At 68.9% G+C, this 17650-nt stretch carries 15 protein-coding genes; 12 read left to right on the top strand and 3 right to left on the bottom strand.

Annotation, left to right across the window (positions count from 1 at the left end; genetic code table 11):
- Nucleotides 1–56 precede the first annotated feature (56 nt).
- From ACK4I0_RS06990 to ACK4I0_RS07020, 7 genes are read left to right on the top strand one after another with little or no spacing between them, the layout of a single operon-like run.
- The gene (locus tag ACK4I0_RS06990) at nt 57–1190 is read left to right on the top strand and encodes a Re/Si-specific NAD(P)(+) transhydrogenase subunit alpha (RefSeq protein WP_409609354.1); all 1134 of its coding nucleotides are present in this window, start codon (nt 57–59) and stop codon (nt 1188–1190) included.
- On the top strand, nt 1187–1411 hold the full coding sequence (locus ACK4I0_RS06995) for a hypothetical protein (RefSeq protein ID WP_409609356.1): 225 nt from the start codon (nt 1187–1189) through the stop codon (nt 1409–1411). The genes ACK4I0_RS06990 and ACK4I0_RS06995 overlap by 4 nt, the downstream gene beginning before the upstream one ends.
- Entirely contained in the window at nt 1411–1743 is a 333-nt protein-coding gene (locus ACK4I0_RS07000) for an NAD(P) transhydrogenase subunit alpha (protein WP_409609358.1), read from the top strand. The genes ACK4I0_RS06995 and ACK4I0_RS07000 overlap by 1 nt, the downstream gene beginning before the upstream one ends.
- Nucleotides 1740–2024 carry a hypothetical protein gene (locus ACK4I0_RS07005; RefSeq protein ID WP_409609360.1) on the top strand — a complete coding sequence of 95 codons (285 nt, stop codon included), beginning with the start codon at nt 1740–1742 and terminating at the stop codon, nt 2022–2024. Before ACK4I0_RS07000 ends, ACK4I0_RS07005 begins: the two co-directional genes overlap by 4 nt.
- Nucleotides 2025–2033: 9 nt before the next feature.
- Nucleotides 2034–2399, top strand: a complete 366-nt coding sequence (locus tag ACK4I0_RS07010; protein ID WP_409609362.1) for a hypothetical protein — start codon at nt 2034–2036, stop codon at nt 2397–2399.
- Nucleotides 2400–2424: 25 nt separating this feature from the next.
- Nucleotides 2425–3843: an NAD(P)(+) transhydrogenase (Re/Si-specific) subunit beta gene (locus ACK4I0_RS07015; protein WP_409609364.1), complete on the top strand. Its 1419-nt coding sequence runs from the start codon at nt 2425–2427 to the stop codon at nt 3841–3843.
- 2 nt (nt 3844–3845) lie between these two features.
- Nucleotides 3846–4256 carry a DUF1801 domain-containing protein gene (locus ACK4I0_RS07020; RefSeq protein ID WP_409609366.1) on the top strand — a complete coding sequence of 137 codons (411 nt, stop codon included), beginning with the start codon at nt 3846–3848 and terminating at the stop codon, nt 4254–4256.
- A 39-nt stretch (nt 4257–4295) separates the two neighbouring features.
- Here ACK4I0_RS07020 and ACK4I0_RS07025 read toward each other — a convergent pair whose 3' ends face one another.
- Together ACK4I0_RS07025 and ACK4I0_RS07030 are read right to left on the bottom strand one after the other, a co-directional pair.
- Nucleotides 4296–4946, bottom strand: a complete 651-nt coding sequence (locus tag ACK4I0_RS07025) for a 3-oxoacid CoA-transferase subunit B (RefSeq protein ID WP_409609368.1) — start codon at nt 4944–4946, stop codon at nt 4296–4298.
- Between the two features lie 2 nt (nt 4947–4948).
- A complete protein-coding gene (locus ACK4I0_RS07030) occupies nt 4949–5674 on the bottom strand; it encodes a CoA transferase subunit A (RefSeq protein ID WP_409609370.1) in 726 nt (241 codons plus the stop codon).
- A 172-nt stretch (nt 5675–5846) separates the two neighbouring features.
- On the opposite strand from ACK4I0_RS07030, the gene ACK4I0_RS07035 reads away from it, so the two are divergent.
- On the top strand, nt 5847–8318 hold the full coding sequence (locus tag ACK4I0_RS07035; protein ID WP_409609372.1) for a prolyl oligopeptidase family serine peptidase: 2472 nt from the start codon (nt 5847–5849) through the stop codon (nt 8316–8318).
- Between the two features lie 6 nt (nt 8319–8324).
- Here ACK4I0_RS07035 and ACK4I0_RS07040 read toward each other — a convergent pair whose 3' ends face one another.
- Nucleotides 8325–8915 carry a TetR family transcriptional regulator gene (locus ACK4I0_RS07040; RefSeq protein ID WP_409609374.1) on the bottom strand — a complete coding sequence of 197 codons (591 nt, stop codon included), beginning with the start codon at nt 8913–8915 and terminating at the stop codon, nt 8325–8327.
- A gap of 151 nt (nt 8916–9066) precedes the next feature.
- On the opposite strand from ACK4I0_RS07040, the gene ACK4I0_RS07045 reads away from it, so the two are divergent.
- Genes ACK4I0_RS07045 through ACK4I0_RS07060 form a run of 4 tightly spaced genes read left to right on the top strand, consistent with a single transcriptional unit; the run spans nt 9067 to nt 17650 of the window.
- Nucleotides 9067–10299 carry an efflux RND transporter periplasmic adaptor subunit gene (locus tag ACK4I0_RS07045; RefSeq protein WP_409609376.1) on the top strand — a complete coding sequence of 411 codons (1233 nt, stop codon included), beginning with the start codon at nt 9067–9069 and terminating at the stop codon, nt 10297–10299.
- A gap of 4 nt (nt 10300–10303) precedes the next feature.
- Complete coding sequence (locus tag ACK4I0_RS07050) at nt 10304–13567, top strand: efflux RND transporter permease subunit (RefSeq protein ID WP_409609378.1); 3264 nt, start codon at nt 10304–10306, stop codon at nt 13565–13567.
- Nucleotides 13567–14985, top strand: a complete 1419-nt coding sequence (locus ACK4I0_RS07055) for an efflux transporter outer membrane subunit (RefSeq protein ID WP_409609380.1) — start codon at nt 13567–13569, stop codon at nt 14983–14985. Before ACK4I0_RS07050 ends, ACK4I0_RS07055 begins: the two co-directional genes overlap by 1 nt.
- Nucleotides 14986–15022: 37 nt before the next feature.
- Entirely contained in the window at nt 15023–17650 is a 2628-nt protein-coding gene (locus tag ACK4I0_RS07060) for a TonB-dependent receptor domain-containing protein (protein ID WP_409609382.1), read from the top strand.

The raw sequence follows: 17650 nt of genomic DNA on the forward strand, positions 1-17650 counted from the left end.
GCCCGCTTCCCATTCAGCCTAACGTTCCGCCATCCGTTCTGGATGGAGGGATTCGCTTGGCCGTCGCCATCGCCGTGACCCGTGAACGCCGCGACGGCGAGACCCGCTGCGCGGTCACGCCCGAGACGGTGAAGAAGCTGATCGCGCTAGGCGCAACCGTGGCGGTCGAGGCCGGGACGGGGCAGGGCTCTTCCATTCCCGACGCCGACTACGCCGAGGCGGGCGCCCGCGTCCTGCCGGACACCCACGCGGTCCTGGACGGCGCCGACATCCTGCTGAAGGTGCGCGGCCCGACCGCTCAGGAGATCAGCGCGCTGAAGGCCGGCGCCGTGGTCGTCGCCCTGCTGGACGCGCATCGCGAGGCCGACACCGTCGAGGCCCTGCGCGGCGCCGGCGCCACCGCCTTCGCGATGGAGTTCGTGCCGCGCATCACTCGCGCCCAGGTGATGGACGCCCTGTCGTCTCAGGCGAACCTGGCGGGCTATCGCGCGGTGATCGAGGCGGCCTATGCCTATGGCAAGGGCTTTCCCATGATGATGACGGCGGCGGGCACGGTCGCCGCCGCCAAATGTTTCGTGATAGGCGTGGGCGTGGCCGGGCTTCAGGCCATCGCCACGGCCCGCCGCCTGGGCGCGGTCGTCACGGCCACGGACGTGCGGCCCGCGACCAAGGAACAGGTCGAAAGCCTGGGCGCCAAGTTCCTGGCCGTCGAGGACGAGGAGTTCAGGAACGCCCAGACCGCCGGCGGCTACGCCAAGCCCATGAGCGCCGAATATCAAGCCAAGCAGGCGGTCCTGACCGGCGAGCACATCAAAAAGCAGGACATCGTCATCACCACCGCCCTGATCCCCGGCCGCGCTGCGCCGGTGCTGGTCACGGCGGCGCAGGTGGCGACCATGAAGCCCGGCTCGGTCATCGTCGATCTGGCGGTCGAGGCAGGCGGCAACGTCGAGGGCTCCAAGCCCGGCGAAGTCGTGACCACGGCGAATGGCGTGAAGATCGTCGGCTGGACCAATCTGCCGGGCCGCATCGCCGCCGACGCCTCTGCGCTCTATGCCCGCAACCTGGTCGCCTTCGTCGGCCTGATGGTCAGGGACGGCGCGCTGGCGCTGGATTTGGACGAGGAAATCCTCAAGGCGGCGGCGGTGACGCACGCCGGCCAGGTGATGCACGAGGGGGTGCGAGCGTGATCTCTCCTAAACTAAGAACCGCCCTGGCCGCGTTCTCGATCTTGGTGATGCTCGGCGGTCCAATCCTGTCGATCTTGGTCGTGTTTGTGCTGGCCGTTGATGGCGGCGGTTCGGGCGTCGCGGTCGGTAAGGTGCTTGAGTTTTTCATCCTATCAATCCTGAGCGGCGGTGTTCTGAGATTGCTCGTCAGCATCGACGCAAGACTGGAGGTCCGAGCCTGATGGAACACGTCGACCCCACCGTCTTCCGCCTGGCTATCTTCGTGCTGGCGATCTTCGTCGGCTATTACGTCGTCTGGAGCGTGACGCCGGCGCTGCACACGCCGCTGATGGCGGTGACCAACGCCATCTCCAGCGTCATCATCGTCGGCGGTCTGATTGCGGCGGCGGCCGTGTCAGGGCAGGCCGAGGGGGCCAACGCCTGGATCGCCAAGGGTGCGGGCGTGGCGGCCGTGACCCTGGCCAGCGTCAACATCTTCGGCGGCTTCATGGTGACGCGGCGAATGCTGGCCATGTACCGCAAGAAGGAGCGCCCGGTGCGCGAGGCGTCTTGAACGCCGATCCTGTCATCCTGGCCGTTCAGGCGTCCTGGGCCGTCACGGCGGTCGGCGTCGGCCTGTGGGTGTGGGGCTGGCTCAAGGCGCCGACGCCCATCGCCAAGCTGCGCTTCTACGACACCGGCGTGGTGCTGATCTTCTCTGCCATCCTGGTGCGGATCATCACCCAGGAGCGGGCCCTGACCTGGTTCGACTGGGGCATGGTCGTCTTCGGCCCTCTTTTCATCGGCGCGGCGCTGTGGCGTCTGGGCCGGACCTCCAACCTCGACAAGACCTGAGTGCATTCCATGCTTAAGCCGACCCTCGCCCTGCTGTTCGCCATCGCCGTCGTCGCTCCCGCAAGCGCGCAAGGCCTGGGGGGCGGCGTCCGCCCTGACAGCGGCCTGCACTGGCATGTCGCGGCGCCCCAGGGCGCCAGCTGGTCGCTGGACTGCCGCTTTCGGCCGGTGACCATCGAGGGCCGCATGCTGAACCGGTACCAGCGAACCGGAACTGGACCTCAGCCAGGCCGCCTGCCCACCGATAACGGCCGCTGCACGCTGAAGAAGACGGGCGGCGAGGGGCCGGTCGGCATCGCCCTGGTTAAGAACGGCCAGCCCACCGCCGACGGCACGCGCGACGCCTCACGCGACGCCTTCGTCGACGTGTTCTGACCTGAGCCTCGGGGAGGGGGAGCCCATGAACGCATCCATCGCAGCCCTGGCCTATCTGGCGGCAGGGGTGCTGTTCATCCTCAGCCTCAGAGGCCTGTCCAGCCCGGAGACCAGCCGGCGCGGCAACACCTACGGCATGGTCGGCATGGCGCTGGCGGTCGGGGTGACGCTGCTGACCCTGTGGGGCTCGGGCGCGCTGGACCTGCTGACCGCGGCGCTGATCCTGGGCGGCGCGGTCGTCGGCGGCGGCGCGGGCGCGCTGATCGCCGGTCGGGTGCAGATGACCCAGATGCCTCAGCTGGTCGCCGCCTTCCACTCGCTGGTCGGCCTGGCCGCCTGTCTGGTGGCGGTGGGCGCGGTCTATGCGCCCGACGCCTTCGGCATCATGACGGCGGAGGGCGGCATCAAGACCCTGTCGATCATCGAGCTGAGCCTGGGCGTCGCGATCGGGGCGGTGACCTTCACCGGCTCGGTCATCGCCTTCGCCAAGCTGAACGGCAACATGAGCGGCGCGCCGATCCTGCTGCCGGCGCGGCACCTGATCAACATCGGCCTGGCCTTGGCGCTGGTGCTGTTGATCGGAGTGATGATCGGCTCGGGCGGAACCGCGACCTGGGCCTTTTGGGGCGTGTTCCTGATCGCCCTGGTGCTGGGCGCGACGCTGATCATCCCGATCGGCGGAGCGGACATGCCGGTCGTGGTGTCGATGCTGAACTCGTATTCCGGCTGGGCCGCGGCGGCGCTGGGCTTCACGCTGGAGAACATCGCCCTGATCATTACCGGCGCCCTGGTCGGCTCGTCTGGCGCGATCCTGAGCTACATCATGTGCAAGGGCATGAATCGCAGCTTCATCAGCGTCATCCTGGGCGGCTTCGGCGGCGGAGATACTGTGGCGGGCGGCGGCGGCGCGGTCGAGACGCGCCCGGTCAAACAGGGCTCGGCCGAGGACGCCGCCTTCATCATGAAGAACGCGTCGAAGGTCATCATCGTGCCCGGCTACGGCATGGCGGTGGCCCAGGCCCAGCACGCTCTGCGTGAAATGGCCGACAAGCTGAAGGAGGAGGGCGTCGAGGTGAAGTATGCCATCCACCCCGTCGCGGGCCGCATGCCGGGCCACATGAACGTCCTGCTGGCCGAGGCCAACGTCCCCTATGACGAGGTGTTCGAGCTGGAGGACATCAACGCCGAGTTCGCCGCCTGCGACGTGGCCTTCGTCATCGGCGCCAACGACGTGACCAACCCCTCGGCCAAGACCGACCCGCAGTCACCCATCTACGGCATGCCCATTCTGGACGTGGAGAAGGCCGGGACCGTCCTGTTCATCAAGCGCGGCATGGGCTCGGGCTACGCTGGGGTCGAAAACGAGTTGTTCTTCCGCGACAACACCATGATGCTGTTCGCCGACGCCAAGAAGATGGTCGAGGGGATCGTGAAGGGGCTTTAGCGATGGCTGGCGAACCCAAGACCAGACCCACGGACGCCTCGGTCGATGACTTCATCGCGGCCGTGGACAATCCCAGACGTCGCGCCGACGCCCAGACGATGAACGCCCTGTTGACCGAGGTTTCGGGCGAGGCCCCGGTCATGTGGGGGCCGGCGATCATCGGCTACGGCAGCTATCGCAGCTCCACGGGCGACTGGCCCCGGATCGGGTTCTCGCCGCGCAAGGCCAACCTGTCGCTCTATGTCCAGATGCCGGGATCGGAGGACGCCAAGCCGCTGCTGGCGCGCCTGGGCAGGCACAAGACCAGCGTGGCCTGTCTCTACGTCAACAAGCTGGACGACATCGACCTGGACGTCCTGCGGGAGCTGGCCGAACAGACCTGGCAGGCGATGGCCCGCAGGCATCCGCGGTAGACGGACTCGTCGCGCCTTCAGACCTGCCGATCGTCGTTGTCAGCCCAGGCCGGGTTTGACCGTATAGGTCGCCTCGGTTTTGGCGGCGACCTCGTCCAGGGTCACGCCGTCGGCCAGTTCGATCAGCTCCAGGCCCGCGCCGTCCGGCTTGACGTCGAAGACGCACAGGTCGGTGATGATGCGGCTGACCACGCCCGTTCCGGTCAGGGGCAGAGTGCAGGCCTTCAGCACCTTGGACTGGCCGTGCTTGTTGGCGTGGTCCATGACCACGACCACGCGCTTGACGCCGGCGACCAGGTCCATGGCGCCGCCCATGCCCTTCACCAGCTTGCCGGGGATCATCCAGTTGGCGATGTCGCCGTTCTCGGCCACTTCCATAGCGCCCAGGATCGACAGGTTGATGTGGCCGCCGCGGATCATGGCGAAGCTGTCGGCCGAGCTGAAATAGGCGCTCTCGGGAATGGCCGTAATGGTCTGTTTGCCAGCGTTGATCAGGTCGGCATCCTCTTCGCCCTCATAGGGGAAGGGGCCCATGCCCAGCATGCCGTTCTCGCTTTGCAGCGTCACGGTCATGCCCTCGGGGATGTAGTTGGCCACGAGCGTCGGAATGCCAATGCCCAGGTTCACATAGAAGCCGTCCTGCAGTTCCCTGGCGGCGCGTTCGGCGAGCTGTTCGCGGGTGCGGGGCATGATCAGACCTCCGATCCGGCGGCGGCGCCGACGGCACGTTGACGGACAGTGCGCTGTTCGATGCGCTTCTCGGAGACGGTCTGGACCATGCGGTCCACATAGATCCCCGGCGTGTGGATGTGGTCCGGATCCAGCGAGCCGGTCGGCACGATCTCCTCGACCTCGACGACGCAGGCCTTGCCGGCCGTCGCCATCATCGGGTTGAAGTTGCGGGCCGTCTTGCGGAACACCAGATTGCCGCGCTCGTCGGCCTTCCAGGCCTTGATGATCGACAGGTCGGCGACCAGGCCGGTCTCCATGACGTAGTCGCGGCCGTCGAAGTTCCGCACTTCCTTGCCCTCGGCGACCAGGGTGCCGACGCCGGTGGCGGTGAAGAAGGCCGGGATGCCCGCGCCGCCCGCGCGGATGCGCTCGGCCAGGGTGCCTTGGGGATTGAACTCCAGCTCCAGCTCGCCGGCCAGATACTGGCGTTCGAACTCCTTGTTCTCGCCGACGTAGGACGAGATCATCTTGGCGATCTGGCGCGTGCCAAGCAGCTGGCCCAGGCCGAAGCCGTCGACGCCGGCGTTGTTGGAGATGACCGTCAGGCCCTTGACGCCGCTGTCGCGCAGGCCCGCGATCAGCCCCTCGGGAATGCCGCACAGGCCGAAGCCGCCGGACATCACGGTCATGCCGTCGAACGTCAGGCCCTCCAGGGCGGATTGGACATCCGGAAATACCTTGCGCATCGGCGCTCCCTTTTTCACCGTCTGATGAATATAGTGGCGTTGATCGTGCGTAACGCGGCGTGAAGTCTAGAGCAAGGGCGCGACCGTCGCATCGCGCCTTGACCCTGCGTTACGGCGTAACCTAGACCGGGTGGCCCGCGTTTTTCGTGACGGGCCGATGGGGGAGACGACGATGCGCAACCGTTTGATGGGGCAGGTCGTACTGCCGATGTTCGTTCTGCTGGCCGCGACGCCCGCGCTGGCTCAGGCGCAGTCGCCAGCGGCCAACGACGCCGCCCCCGTCTATCAGCAGCCGCCCGCGCCTATCGCCGACATTCTGGACGCGCGCCCGTCGCCGACGCCCAGCCTTAGCCCGGACCGGACGACGCTGGCGCTCTATGACCGCGCCAATCTGCCGCCCATCGCCGAACTGGCCGAACCGATGCTGCGCCTGGGCGGCTATCGCATCAACCCGCGCAACAACGGCCCGGCCAACAGCCGCACGGCCTGGCTGACGGGCCTCAGCTTCCAGACGGTCGAGGGCGGTCAGCCGCGCGCCGTCGCCCTGCCGGCCGATGCGCGCTTCACCTCCGGCGGCTGGTCGCCGGACGGCAAGAGCCTGGCTCTGGTGATGGACACGCCGCAGGGCCTGGAGCTCTGGGTCGCCGACGTGGCGAGCGCCCGCGCGCGCAAGCTGACCGGTCCGGTGCTGAACCAGGCGGCGGGGTCGGGCATGGACTGGCTGCCGGACAGCTCGGGCCTTATCGTGCGCGCCATTCCGGCGGGTCGCGGCGCCGCGCCGGACGTGACCCGTCCGCCGACCGGTCCGCTGATCGACGAAACCGGCGGCCGCGCCGCGCCAGTCCGCACCTATCAGGACCTGCTGACCGATCCCGCCGACGAGGCCCTTTTCGATCACTATTTCACCGGTCAGCTGATGCTGGCTCCGCTGAACGGTCAGCCTCGGGCGATCGGCCAGGCGGGCGTCATTCTGGGCTTCTCGGTCGCGCCCGACGGCCGGCACATTCTTCAGACGGTGGCCAAGCGGCCCTACAGCTATGTGGTGCCGGCCGGTCTATTCCCGGCGGATGTGGTCGTGACCGACCTGAACGGTCGGGTCGTCCACCGCGTGGCGGACCTGCCGCTGCGCGATAACATCCCGACCCCGTTCGACTCCGTCGCGCCGGGGCCGCGCACGATCAGCTGGCGCGCCGATGCGCCGGCGACCCTGGTCTGGACCGAGGCCCAGGACGGGGGCGACAGCCGCGCCCAGGCGACCGTGCGCGACCGCGTCCTCATGCTGGCCGCGCCCTTCACCGCCCAGCCCACGACCCTGATCGATCTGAACGAGCGCTTCGCCGGCGCCGCCTGGGGGCGCGATGACCTGGCGATGGTCAACAGCCGCTGGTTCAACACGCGTCACGAGACCCGCTACGTCGTCGATCCGTCCAACCCCGGCCAAGGCCGGGTGCTGATCGAGCGCAACTATCAGGACCGCTACAACGACCCCGGTTCGGTGGTGATGCAGCCCAACGGCCGCGGCGCCTCCACCATCCGGTTCACGCCGGACGGGCAGGGGATTCTGATGAGCGGCGCGGGCGCCACGCGTCAGGGCGAATACCCCTTCCTGGCCAGCCTCGATCTGGCCAGCGGCCAGTCCCAGCGGCTGTGGACCTCGGCCGACGGCGAGTACGAGACCCTGGTCGGCTTCCTGGACGACCAGAACCGTCGCGTCGTGACGCGCCGCGAGACGCGCGACCTGCCGGCCAATCTGCAAATCCGCGACCTGTCGGGCGGCCAGCCCACGGCGCTAACCAACTTCCCCGACCCCGCGCCCCAACTGGCCGGGGCGACGCGCCAGACCATCACCTATCAGCGCGCCGACGGCGTGAACCTGTCGGGCGTGCTGTACCTGCCGGCGGGTTACGACAAGGACCGCGACGGTCCGCTGCCGCTGTTGATGTGGGCCTATCCGTCGGAGTTCACCGACGCCGACGTGGCCGGCCAGGTGGTCGATTCCGGCAACCGCTTCGTACGGCCCGGCGGCTCCAGCCACCTGTTCCTGCTGACCCAGGGCTACGCCATCCTGGACAACCCGGCCATGCCAATCATCGGCCGCGACGGGGCCGAGCCGAACGACACCTACATCGAACAGCTGCGCGCCAATGCCGAGGCGGCGGTCGACGCCGTGGTCGATATGGGCGTGGCCGAGCGCGGCCGGATCGCCGTGGGCGGCCACAGCTACGGCGCCTTCATGACGGCCAACCTGCTGGCGCACACCGACCTGTTCGCCACCGGCATCGCGCGGTCTGGCGCCTATAACCGCACCCTGACGCCCTTTGGCTTCCAGGCGGAGCAGCGCGATTATTGGGAAGCGACCGAGACCTATACCGCCATGTCGCCCTTCACCTACGCCGACCGGATCAACGAGCCGATCCTGCTGATCCACGGCGAGGCGGACGACAACTCGGGCACCTTCCCGGTGCAGAGCGAACGGTTCTATGCGGCGCTGAAGGGCAAGGGCGCGACCGCGCGCTATGTCGTCCTGCCGCTGGAGGCGCACGGTTATCGGGCGCGCGAGTCGGTCGGGCACACCCTGTGGGAAATGTCGGGCTGGCTGGACCGCTATCTGAAGCCGCAGAGCGGGGCGCCGGCCGCGCCCTGAGCGGCTTCAGCCGTCGAGCAGGCCCTGGAGCGCGACCGCCAGCCGGTCGCGCAACTGCGCGCATTCGTCGGGCGACAGGTTGAAGCCGCCGGTCATCTCGCGGCTGATGCTCAGCCCCATGATCAGGCCGATGGCCAGGCGGGCGCGCACGGCCGCGCCCGATCCGCCGACCCACACGGCGAAGGGGCCGTAGAAGCGATCTGACGCGGACTGCTTGACCAGTTCGTTGGCGCGGGCCGAGCCGACGGACCGCAGCATGATCAGCAGGCCCTGCAGTTTGTTGTGGGCCTCCTGCTCGTCCTTTTTGCCATAGACGACCTGGTCGGCCACGCGGGCGCCCCAGGTGGCGCGGTCGCCGTCCATCAGGTCGCCGCCGCTGGAGCAGCTGTCCAGCGTCTCCGAGAACAGCTCTTCCTTGGAGCCAAAGTATCGGCTGATCAGCGCCGCATCGACGCCGACGTCGCGCGCCAGGTCGCGCATTCCGACGTCGTCATAGCTTTCGCGGGCGAAACGCGTACGCGCGGCGTCCAGGATGGCCGCGCGCGTGGCGGCGGCGTTGCGCGGGCGCGGCGCGATGCAGGCTTGAGGGCCAGGCAATACAGGCGTCTCCGTTAATGTCCCCACGGGTCTTATGGCTATGTCATCGCCTGTTGACAAGAGTGGGGCGGCTCACCTAAGTCATCGCCCGTTGACCCCGTCCGACTCCCCTCGGCCGGCGGTTGTGGGATTCCCGAACGGAGAAGCGCGAATGCGCAAGCAGATGACGCTGGCCGTGGCCGTCATGATGACGGGCGCGCTTTACGGCTGTTCGCGTGGCGAAGAGGCCCCAGCGCCCCAGGCCGCGCCGGTCACGGTGGCCAACCCCCTAGCCCGTCAGGTCGTGGACCAGGACGAATTCACCGGCCGCTTCGAGGCGGTGCAGACGGTCGATGTGAAGGCGCGCGTCGGCGGCTACATCCAGTCGGTGCACTTCAAGGACGGCGATTTCGTGCGTCGGGGCCAACTGCTGTTCACCCTGGACCCGCGCCCGGCCCAAGCCGCCGTCTCGTCAGCGCGAGCCCAGCTGTCGCAGGCCCAGGCCCAGCTGACGCTGGCTCAGGCCAACCTGACCCGCAGCGAAGGCCTGTTGGCCGCGCAGGCCGTATCGCAGGCCGAGGTCGACGCCAATCGTGGAGCGCTTGAGGGCGCTCGGGCTAATGTCGCCGCCGCCAATGCGGCGCTCCGCACGGCTCAGCTGAATCTCGAGTTCACCCGCGTGACCGCCCCGGCCTCGGGCCGCGTGTCGGACCGCCGCGTGGACGCGGGCAATCTGGTGGCCGGCGGCTCGTCGGCCGCGGACGTGCTGACGACCATCGTGTCGTCCTCGCCGATCTATTTCGTCTTCGAAGGCTCCGAGGCCCTGCTGCTCAAATATCAGCGCCAGGCGCGCACCAGCGGGGCCGCGCCGGTGTCGATCCGTCTGCAGGATGAGGCGGCGTTCAACCGTTCCGGCACGCTGGACTTCACCGACAACGCCATCGACGCCAGCTCGGGCACGGTTCGCCTGCGCGCCGTGGTGCCCAACGCCGACGGATTCCTGAAGCCCGGCATGTTCGGCCAGGCCCGCGTGGCCGGCGCCGCCGCCTATGACGCCCTTCTGGTGCCGGACGCCGCCATCGGCACCGACGCCGCCCGCCGGGTGGTCCAGGTCGTGGCCGCCGACGGCTCGGTCACGGCCAAGGCTGTGCAACTCGGCCCGTTGGTGGACGGCCTGCGCGTCATCCGGTCGGGCATCACGGCCCAGGACCGCGTGGTCATCAACGGCCTGCAGCGCATCCAGCCGGGCATGAAGGTCCAGGCGCAGAACGGCACGATCACGCCGCAGGCGCGTGAAGACCAGACGCCGGTCACCTATGCCCCGCCGGCGGCGACCGGCACGATTTCCGGCACGGTGTCGGCGGCCCCCGCCGCCGCGCCGGCCGCGGCTCCGGCGGCGCGCTGATCCGATGAACATTTCACGCTTCTTCATCGACCGCCCGATCTTCGCGGGCGTGATCGCGGTGTTCATCACCCTGGTGGGGATGTTCGCCTATCCGCTGCTGCCGCTTTCGCAGTATCCCGAGATCGCGCCCCCCACGATCACGGTGAACACCGCCTATCCCGGCGCCTCGGCCGAGACCGTGGCCGAAACCGTGGCGGCGCCGATCGAGCAGGAGATCAACGGCGTCGAAGGGATGCTGTATCTGACCTCGTCCTCGACCTCGGACGGGGCGGTGTCGATCACCGTCACCTTCCAGCCGGGCACGGACCTGGATGCGGCCCAGGTGCTGGTTCAGAACCGCATCGCCCTGGCCGAGCCGAGACTGCCCGAGCAAGTTCGTCAGGGCGGCGTGATCGTCAACAAGGCCGAGAGCGGCTTCCTGATGATCGCCGGCGTCACCTCGCCGGACCGCAGCCTGGATAACGACTACGTCGGCAACTACGCCAACTCGACCATCCGCGACCGCCTGCTGCGCGTCGAGGGCGTCGGCAACGTCCAGATCTTCGGCGGCGGCAACTATTCGATGCGGGTCTGGATCGACCCGGCGAAGGCGGCTGCGCGCAATCTGACGGCCACCGACATCGTCACCGCGCTTCGCGCCCAGAACGTGCAGGCCGCGGCCGGCGCCATCGGCCAGCCGCCGTTCGCCACCAACGCCTCCGCATTCCAGCAGCCGATCCAGGTCCAGGGCCGGCTCGACGATCCCGAACAGTTCTCCAACATCGTCATCCGCACGGACGCCGAAGGCCGCGTGACGCGCGTTCGCGACGTGGCGCGGGTCGAGCTGGGCGCGCAGGACTATGGCATCAAGGGCTATTTCGACGGCCAGCTTGGCGTCGGCGTCGCCGTGATCCAGCAGCCGGGCGCCAATGCGCTCGGCACCGCCAACCGCGTCATCGCCGAGCTGGACGCCATCAAGGCCGAACTGCCGGCGGGCATGGACGTGTCTATCGCCTATAACCCGACCGAGTTCGTCGCCGCCTCGGTGGAGTCGGTGCAGCATACTCTGATCGAGGCCGTCTTCCTGGTCGTGATCGTGGTGCTGGTGTTCCTGCAGAACTGGCGTGCGGCCATCATTCCGATCGTGGCCATCCCGATCGCCCTGGTCAGCACCTTCGCCGTCCAGCTGATGCTCGGTTATTCGATCAACTCGCTGTCGCTGTTCGCCCTGGTGCTGGCCGTCGGCATCGTGGTCGATGACGCCATCGTCGTGGTCGAGAACGTCGAGCGCCTGATCCGAGAGGGTCTGACGCCCAAGGAGGCCGCCTATCGCTCCATGCAGGAGGTGTCGGGCGCCCTGATCGCGATCGGCCTGGTGCTGGTGGCGGTGTTCGTGCCGACCATGTTCGTGCCGGGCATTCCGGGCATCTTCTATCGCCAGTTCGCCGTAACCATCGCGGCGGCGACGGTGGTGTCTCTGTTCGTCTCGCTGACGCTGTCTCCGGCCATGGCGGCGCTGCTGCTCAAGCCGCACAAGGACCACGATCCGCACGCCCGCAAGAAGGGCGCCTGGGGCACGGTGATGTATTACGGCGGCTATGCCGGCCGTAAGTTCAACCAAGGCTTCGACTGGCTGTCGGACCGCTATGGCCGCCTGACGGCGCGGTTGGTGCGCACCGTCACCCTGGTGCTGATCGTCTACGTCGGCCTGCTGGGCCTGACGGCCTGGCGCCTGGTCGACACACCCCAGGGCTTCATTCCGGATCAGGACCAGGGCGTTCTGATCGGGGTCATTCAGCTGCCGGCCGGCGCATCGCTCGAGCGCACCGAGGCGGTCATGAACCGCGCTCAGGAGCTGATAGGCCAGACCGAGGGCGTCGAGGGCATGGTCGCCTTCGCCGGCCTGGACGGCTCCAGCTTCTCGTTTGGCTCCAACGCCGCGACCCTGTTCGTGCGCCTCAACGACTATGGCGAGCGTTCCAAGGAGCAGAGCGCCACGGCCCTGGCCGGCGCCATCACCGGCGCGGTTTCGGGCATCGAGGAGGCGTCGATCTTCGTCATCGCGCCGCCCGCAGTCCAGGGTCTGGGCACCGGCAACGGCTTCAACATGATGGTCCAGGACCGTTCCGGCGCAGGCTATCGCGCACTGGAAGGGGCCACCTTCGCCATGATGGGCGCCGCGGCCCAATCCCCGACCGAGGTGCAGCAGGTCTTCTCGACCTACAACACCGGCGCGCCGCGCATCGCGGCCGACGTCGACCGCGACCGCGCCCTGATGATGGGGGTCCAGCCGTCCGAGGTGTTCAACACCCTGGGCACCTATCTGGGCTCGACCTACGTCAACGACTTCAACTTCCTGGGCCGCACCTTCCGCGTGACCGCCCAGGCCGAGCCGGCCTATCGCGACGACCTGGCCGACATCGCCAACCTGAAGGTCCGCTCGACCTCGGGCGCGATGGTGCCGATCGGCTCGGTGGCCAACCTGCGTGAGGACTCCGGTCCCGCCCGCATCGTGCGCTACAACCTGTTCCCGGCGGCCGAGCTGCAGGGTCAGGCGGCGCCGGGCGTGTCGTCGGGCGAGGCGCTGACCATCATGGAGCAGATGGCCGACCAGACCCTGCCTGAAGGCTTCGGCTACGAATGGACGGGTCTGGCCTTGCAGGAGAAGGCCGCGTCGGGCGGGGCGTCGGTGATCTTCGCCATGGCCGTGCTGCTGGTCTTCCTGGTGCTGGCCGCCCAGTACGAGGCCTTCACCCTGCCGCTGGCGGTCATCCTGATCGTGCCGATGTGCGTGCTGGCGGCCATGATCGGGGTCAATCTGGCGGGCCTGGACAACAACATCCTGGTCCAGGTCGGCCTGGTGGTTCTGATCGCCCTGGCGGCCAAGAACGCCATCCTGATCGTCGAGTTCGCCAAACAGGCCGAAGAGAACGAAGGCATGAACCGCTTCGACGCGGCCGTGTCGGCGGCTCGGACGCGCCTGCGGCCGATCCTGATGACGTCCTTCGCCTTCATCTTCGGCGTGCTGCCGCTGATGCTGGCGACCGGGCCGGGCGCGGAGATGCGTCAATCCCTGGGCACGGCGGTGGTGTCGGGCATGCTGGGGGTGACCTTCTTCGGCCTGATCTTCACGCCGGTCTTCTACGTCATCTGCCGGGGCCTGGCGGCGCGACTGCCCAAGCCCCCCGAGAAGGAGCGCGCCTTGCCGACCACCTATGGCGCGCCCCCGCACGACCCTTACGACCCCGACGAGCCCGCGCCGGCCGCCGGCCGCACCGGAGACGCCTGATGTTCAACAGGTCCCTGTTCCTGACCGCCGCCGCCTCGAGCCTGCTCGTCGCCGGCTGTGCGGTCGGGCCGAAGGCGCCCGATCCGACCCTCCCTTCCTCAGGGTCGGGCGCCTTCATCGGCTCGCAGAACGCCGCCGTGACGCCGGACGCGCCGCGCGATGACTGGTGGCGGCTGTACCAGGACGCCACGCTGGACGGCCTAGTCGCCCAGGCCCTGGCCGAGAACAACGAGCTGGAGGCGGCGGAGGCCAATCTGCGCGCCGTCCGGGCCTCGCTGTCCGAAGCCCGTGCGGGTCGTCTGCCCACGACCGGCCTCAGCGCCTCCGCCCAGCGGGCGCGCACGCCGGGCTCGACCTCGCCGACCGGCCAGCCGGTGGAAGGCGAGGCCTACAGTGTCGGCCTGGACGCCTCCTATGAGATCGACCTGTTCGGCCGGGTCGGCTCGACCATCCGCGCGGCGCGCGCCGATGCGGACGCCGCCGCCGCCGCGCGCGACGTGGTGCGCATCACGGTCGCGGCCGAAACGGCCCGCGCCTACGCCGACGCCTGCGCCTTCAACATGCAGGTGGCTGTGGCCGAGCGCTCGCTCAGCCTGCAGCAGGAGACCGCCGGCCTGACCCAGCGGCTGCTAGACGCCGGCGCGGGGACGGGCCTGGACACCTCGCGGGCCCGTGCGGCCGTGGCTCAGACGGCGGCCACCATCCCGCCGCTGCGCGCCCAGCGCGACGCCGCCCTGTTTCGCCTGGCGACCCTGACCGGGGTCACCCCGGCCGAGGCCAGTCAGGCCGCGCGCGCCTGCACCAGCCTGCCGCGCCTGACCCAGGCCATCCCGGTGGGCGACGGCGCTCAGCTTCTGGCGCGTCGTCCCGATGTGCGCCGCGCCGAGCGCAATCTGGCCGGCGCCGCCGCGCGGGTGAACGTGGCCACGGCCTCCCTCTATCCGTCGATCAGCCTGGGCGGGTCGATTGGCTCGACGGCGCTGGACGCGGGCGACCTGGGCGACGACGCCTCGTTCCGCTGGAGCTTTGGCCCGCTGATCAGCTGGTCCTTCCCCAACATCGCCGTGGCGCGCTCGCGCATCGCGGCGGCCGGAGCCAACGCCGAGGCGGCGCTCGCGACCTTCGATCAGACGGTGCTGGCGGCCCTGCAGGAGACCGAGACCGCCCTGTCAGCCTATGCGCAGGAGCTGGATCGTCGCGACGCCCTGACCGAGGCGCGCGATCAGGCGGCGCAAGCCGCGCGCCTGTCGCGCCTGCGCTTCGACGCCGGCGCGGACAGCTTCCTGACCGTGTTGGACGCCCAACGCACCCTGGCCGGCGCCGAGGCCGCGCTTGCCGCTTCGGACGCTCAGGTCGTGACCTTGCAGATCGCCCTGTTCAAGGCCTTGGCGGGCGGTTGGGGCGACGAAACAGCCTAGTCGATTCCGGAGCCGGACAGGCCTATAGGCCGCGACCATGTCCGCCTCCTCGATTCGTCTTCGCTTCGGCCTCAAGGCCGCCGTGCTCGGCTCAAGCCTGCTCGCCGGACCTGTGTGGGCCCAGGCGGCGCCCCCAATCCAAGTCGACGAGATCGTCGTGACCGGCTCGCGCCTTTCGGGCGCCCAGCGGCTGGCGCCGGTCGAGATTCTGGATCGAGACGCGGTGGTTGCGGCCGGCGGCGACGCCTCGCGCCTGGTTCGGCAGCTGACGGCCAATTCGGGGTCCGAAGCGCAGGTCGATCAGCTGAACCAGCCGCAGAGCTCCGGCACGGCCCAGTTCAACCTGCGCAACCTGGGCCTGGGCTCGACCCTGGTCCTGGTCGATGGGCACCGTTGGACCAACAGTGCGGTCGTCGCGACCGACGGCTCGGCCTTCACCGACGTCAACTCGCTCGTTCCGATGATCGCGATCCAGCGGGTCGAGACGGTCAAGGACGGCGCCTCGGCCGTCTATGGCTCGGACGCCGTGGCGGGGGTGGTCAACTTCGTCACTCGACGCGACGTGGAGCGCCCGGAGTTCAGCGTCTCTCACGACTTCGGGCGCGGCTTCGGCGAGACGACGGTCCAGGCCCTTGTCGGTCTGAACCTGGCGGGCGTCGATCTGACGCTGGCGGCATCGCACTTCCACCGCTCTGCGCTGGGGTCCGACGAGCGGGGCTTCACGCAGGCTGAGCGCTACGGCCGCGCCGCCTGGACGGCGGTGACCAGCTATGGCCAGCCGGGATCCTATTTTCGGCCCAGCACGGGAGGCTTCGCGCCTGACCCCGACTGCGACAGCCCGGCGTTCGCCGAGGCCTTTCGCAACGGGCCGCGCGATGTCTTCTGTCGACTGGACTACTCGGACTTCTTCGATCTTGCTCCAGAGGAGACGCGAACCCAGCTGTTCGCCGATCTGCGCGGCGATGCGGGCCCGGTCCAGGTCTGGGCCCAGGCGGCGGTCTCCGACACCTTCACGCGCGCGCGACAGTCGCCCTCGTTGCCGATCCTGGCGCGCAGCCTGACCGTGCCGGCCTCGCATCCCGACAACCCCTTCGGCGAGGCGGTGCTGTTCCGGGGGCGGCTGCTGGGGGCCGAGGCTGGTGCGTCAGACGCCGAGTTCGACTATCGCACCTGGCGTCTGGCCGGCGGCCTGTCGGGCGAGACGGCAGGCTGGCGCTGGGCCGCTTCGGCGACGGCCAGCCGGCAGCACGTGGCCTACGACAAGCCCGACGTGATCGGTTCGGCGCTGCAGAACGCCCTGAACGGCCTGGGCGGGGGCGATTGCGATGTTGCGACGGGCGGGCCGGGTGTCGGGACCTGCCGCTACTTCAACCCCTTCGGCAGCGCCTATCTAGGGACCGGCACGGCCAACTCGCCCGAACTGATCGACAGTCTGATCGGCTCGACAGGGCTTCGTGGGGCCGCCGGTCTGACGACGATGGATGTGCAGGCGGATCGTCGGCTGTTCGAGGGCGGTTGGGGCGTGCTGGACGCGGTGGTCGGCGCCCAGTGGCGCCAGAGCCGGTTTCGCCACGACTGGAGCGACCTCGTCAACGCGGGTGAGCTTCTGACGGCCGGCTTTTCGCCGGATTTTGACGGTCGCCAGACCGGCTACGCCGTGTTCGCCGAGCTGCGCGGACGATTGGGCGACACCCTCGAAGGCCAGGCCGCGCTTCGTCAGGAAACACAGGGTGGGCAGGACGCCCTGAGCCCCCGGCTTGCCGCGCGCTGGCAGGCGACGGGAGAACTGGCCCTTAGAGCGTCCTGGGGACGGGCCTTCCGCGCGCCGTCAGTCTTCGTCACCCAAGGCGCTCAGGCGGCGCAGCCTTCCGTGTTCGACCGCGGCGCCTTTGTCTTCGTCAACACTCTGACTTCCGGTTCGGGCGACCTGAAGCCCGAGACCTCGCAAAGCACCACGTTTGGCGCAGTGTGGACGCCGGTCGAGGGGCTGGCGCTCACGCTGGACGGTTGGCGGTTCGACTACGACGACCTGGTCGTCAAGGAATCGGCCCAGGCGGTCATCGATCAGGCGGCGCGCGATACGGCCGACGGTCTGACCGGCACGTCGGCTCAGGCGCGCGTGACGCGGGGTCCTGATGGCGCCCTGACCTTCGTGCAGCTGAACTTCGTGAACGCCTCGGCTGTAACCACCCAGGGGCTGGACTTGGGAGCGCACTATGAGCGGCCCCTGGCGGGGGGGCGGATTTCGGCCACGACGACCTGGACCTATATCGACCGCTATGACATCCTCCTGTCGCCCGGCGCGGCGCCCGTTTCCGCAGTGGGCTCGACCAATCTGAACACTCTCGCCCGATCCATGCCGCGCAATCGAGGACAGGCGTCCCTTGTCTGGCAGGGCGCGCGGGACCGCATGGGCCTGTCGGTCAACTACACCCACGGCTATCGCAACGATCGCGCGGGCATCACGCGAGCGGACATCGCCAGCTGGACGACGCTGGACCTGAGCTATGCCCGCACGGTGCGAAACGACCTGGAGATCAGGCTGGCCGTCGCCAATGTAACCGACCGCGATCCGCCGTTGGCGCAGTTCGCCCTGGCCTACGACCCCGTCGTCGCCGATCCGCGCGGGCGGGTGATCAGCCTGAACCTGAGTCAGCGCTTCTGA

Origin of the sequence: Brevundimonas sp. (genome assembly GCF_046295775.1) — a bacterium.
GTDB lineage: Bacteria > Pseudomonadota > Alphaproteobacteria > Caulobacterales > Caulobacteraceae > Brevundimonas.

What these genes read in the sequence shown, in the direction of transcription:
- ACK4I0_RS07000 (WP_409609358.1), top strand. Translation starts at nt 1,411, where the DNA reads ATGGAACACGTCGACCCCACCGTCTTCCGCCTGGCTATCTTCGTGCTG.
- ACK4I0_RS07010 (WP_409609362.1), top strand. Translation starts at nt 2,034, where the DNA reads ATGCTTAAGCCGACCCTCGCCCTGCTGTTCGCCATCGCCGTCGTCGCT.
- ACK4I0_RS07015 (WP_409609364.1), top strand. Translation starts at nt 2,425, where the DNA reads ATGAACGCATCCATCGCAGCCCTGGCCTATCTGGCGGCAGGGGTGCTG.
- ACK4I0_RS07020 (WP_409609366.1), top strand. Translation starts at nt 3,846, where the DNA reads ATGGCTGGCGAACCCAAGACCAGACCCACGGACGCCTCGGTCGATGAC.
- ACK4I0_RS07025 (WP_409609368.1), bottom strand. Translation starts at nt 4,946, where the DNA reads ATGCCCCGCACCCGCGAACAGCTCGCCGAACGCGCCGCCAGGGAACTG.
- ACK4I0_RS07030 (WP_409609370.1), bottom strand. Translation starts at nt 5,674, where the DNA reads ATGCGCAAGGTATTTCCGGATGTCCAATCCGCCCTGGAGGGCCTGACG.
- ACK4I0_RS07035 (WP_409609372.1), top strand. Translation starts at nt 5,847, where the DNA reads ATGCGCAACCGTTTGATGGGGCAGGTCGTACTGCCGATGTTCGTTCTG.
- ACK4I0_RS07045 (WP_409609376.1), top strand. Translation starts at nt 9,067, where the DNA reads ATGCGCAAGCAGATGACGCTGGCCGTGGCCGTCATGATGACGGGCGCG.
- ACK4I0_RS07050 (WP_409609378.1), top strand. Translation starts at nt 10,304, where the DNA reads ATGAACATTTCACGCTTCTTCATCGACCGCCCGATCTTCGCGGGCGTG.
- ACK4I0_RS07055 (WP_409609380.1), top strand. Translation starts at nt 13,567, where the DNA reads ATGTTCAACAGGTCCCTGTTCCTGACCGCCGCCGCCTCGAGCCTGCTC.
- ACK4I0_RS07060 (WP_409609382.1), top strand. Translation starts at nt 15,023, where the DNA reads ATGTCCGCCTCCTCGATTCGTCTTCGCTTCGGCCTCAAGGCCGCCGTG.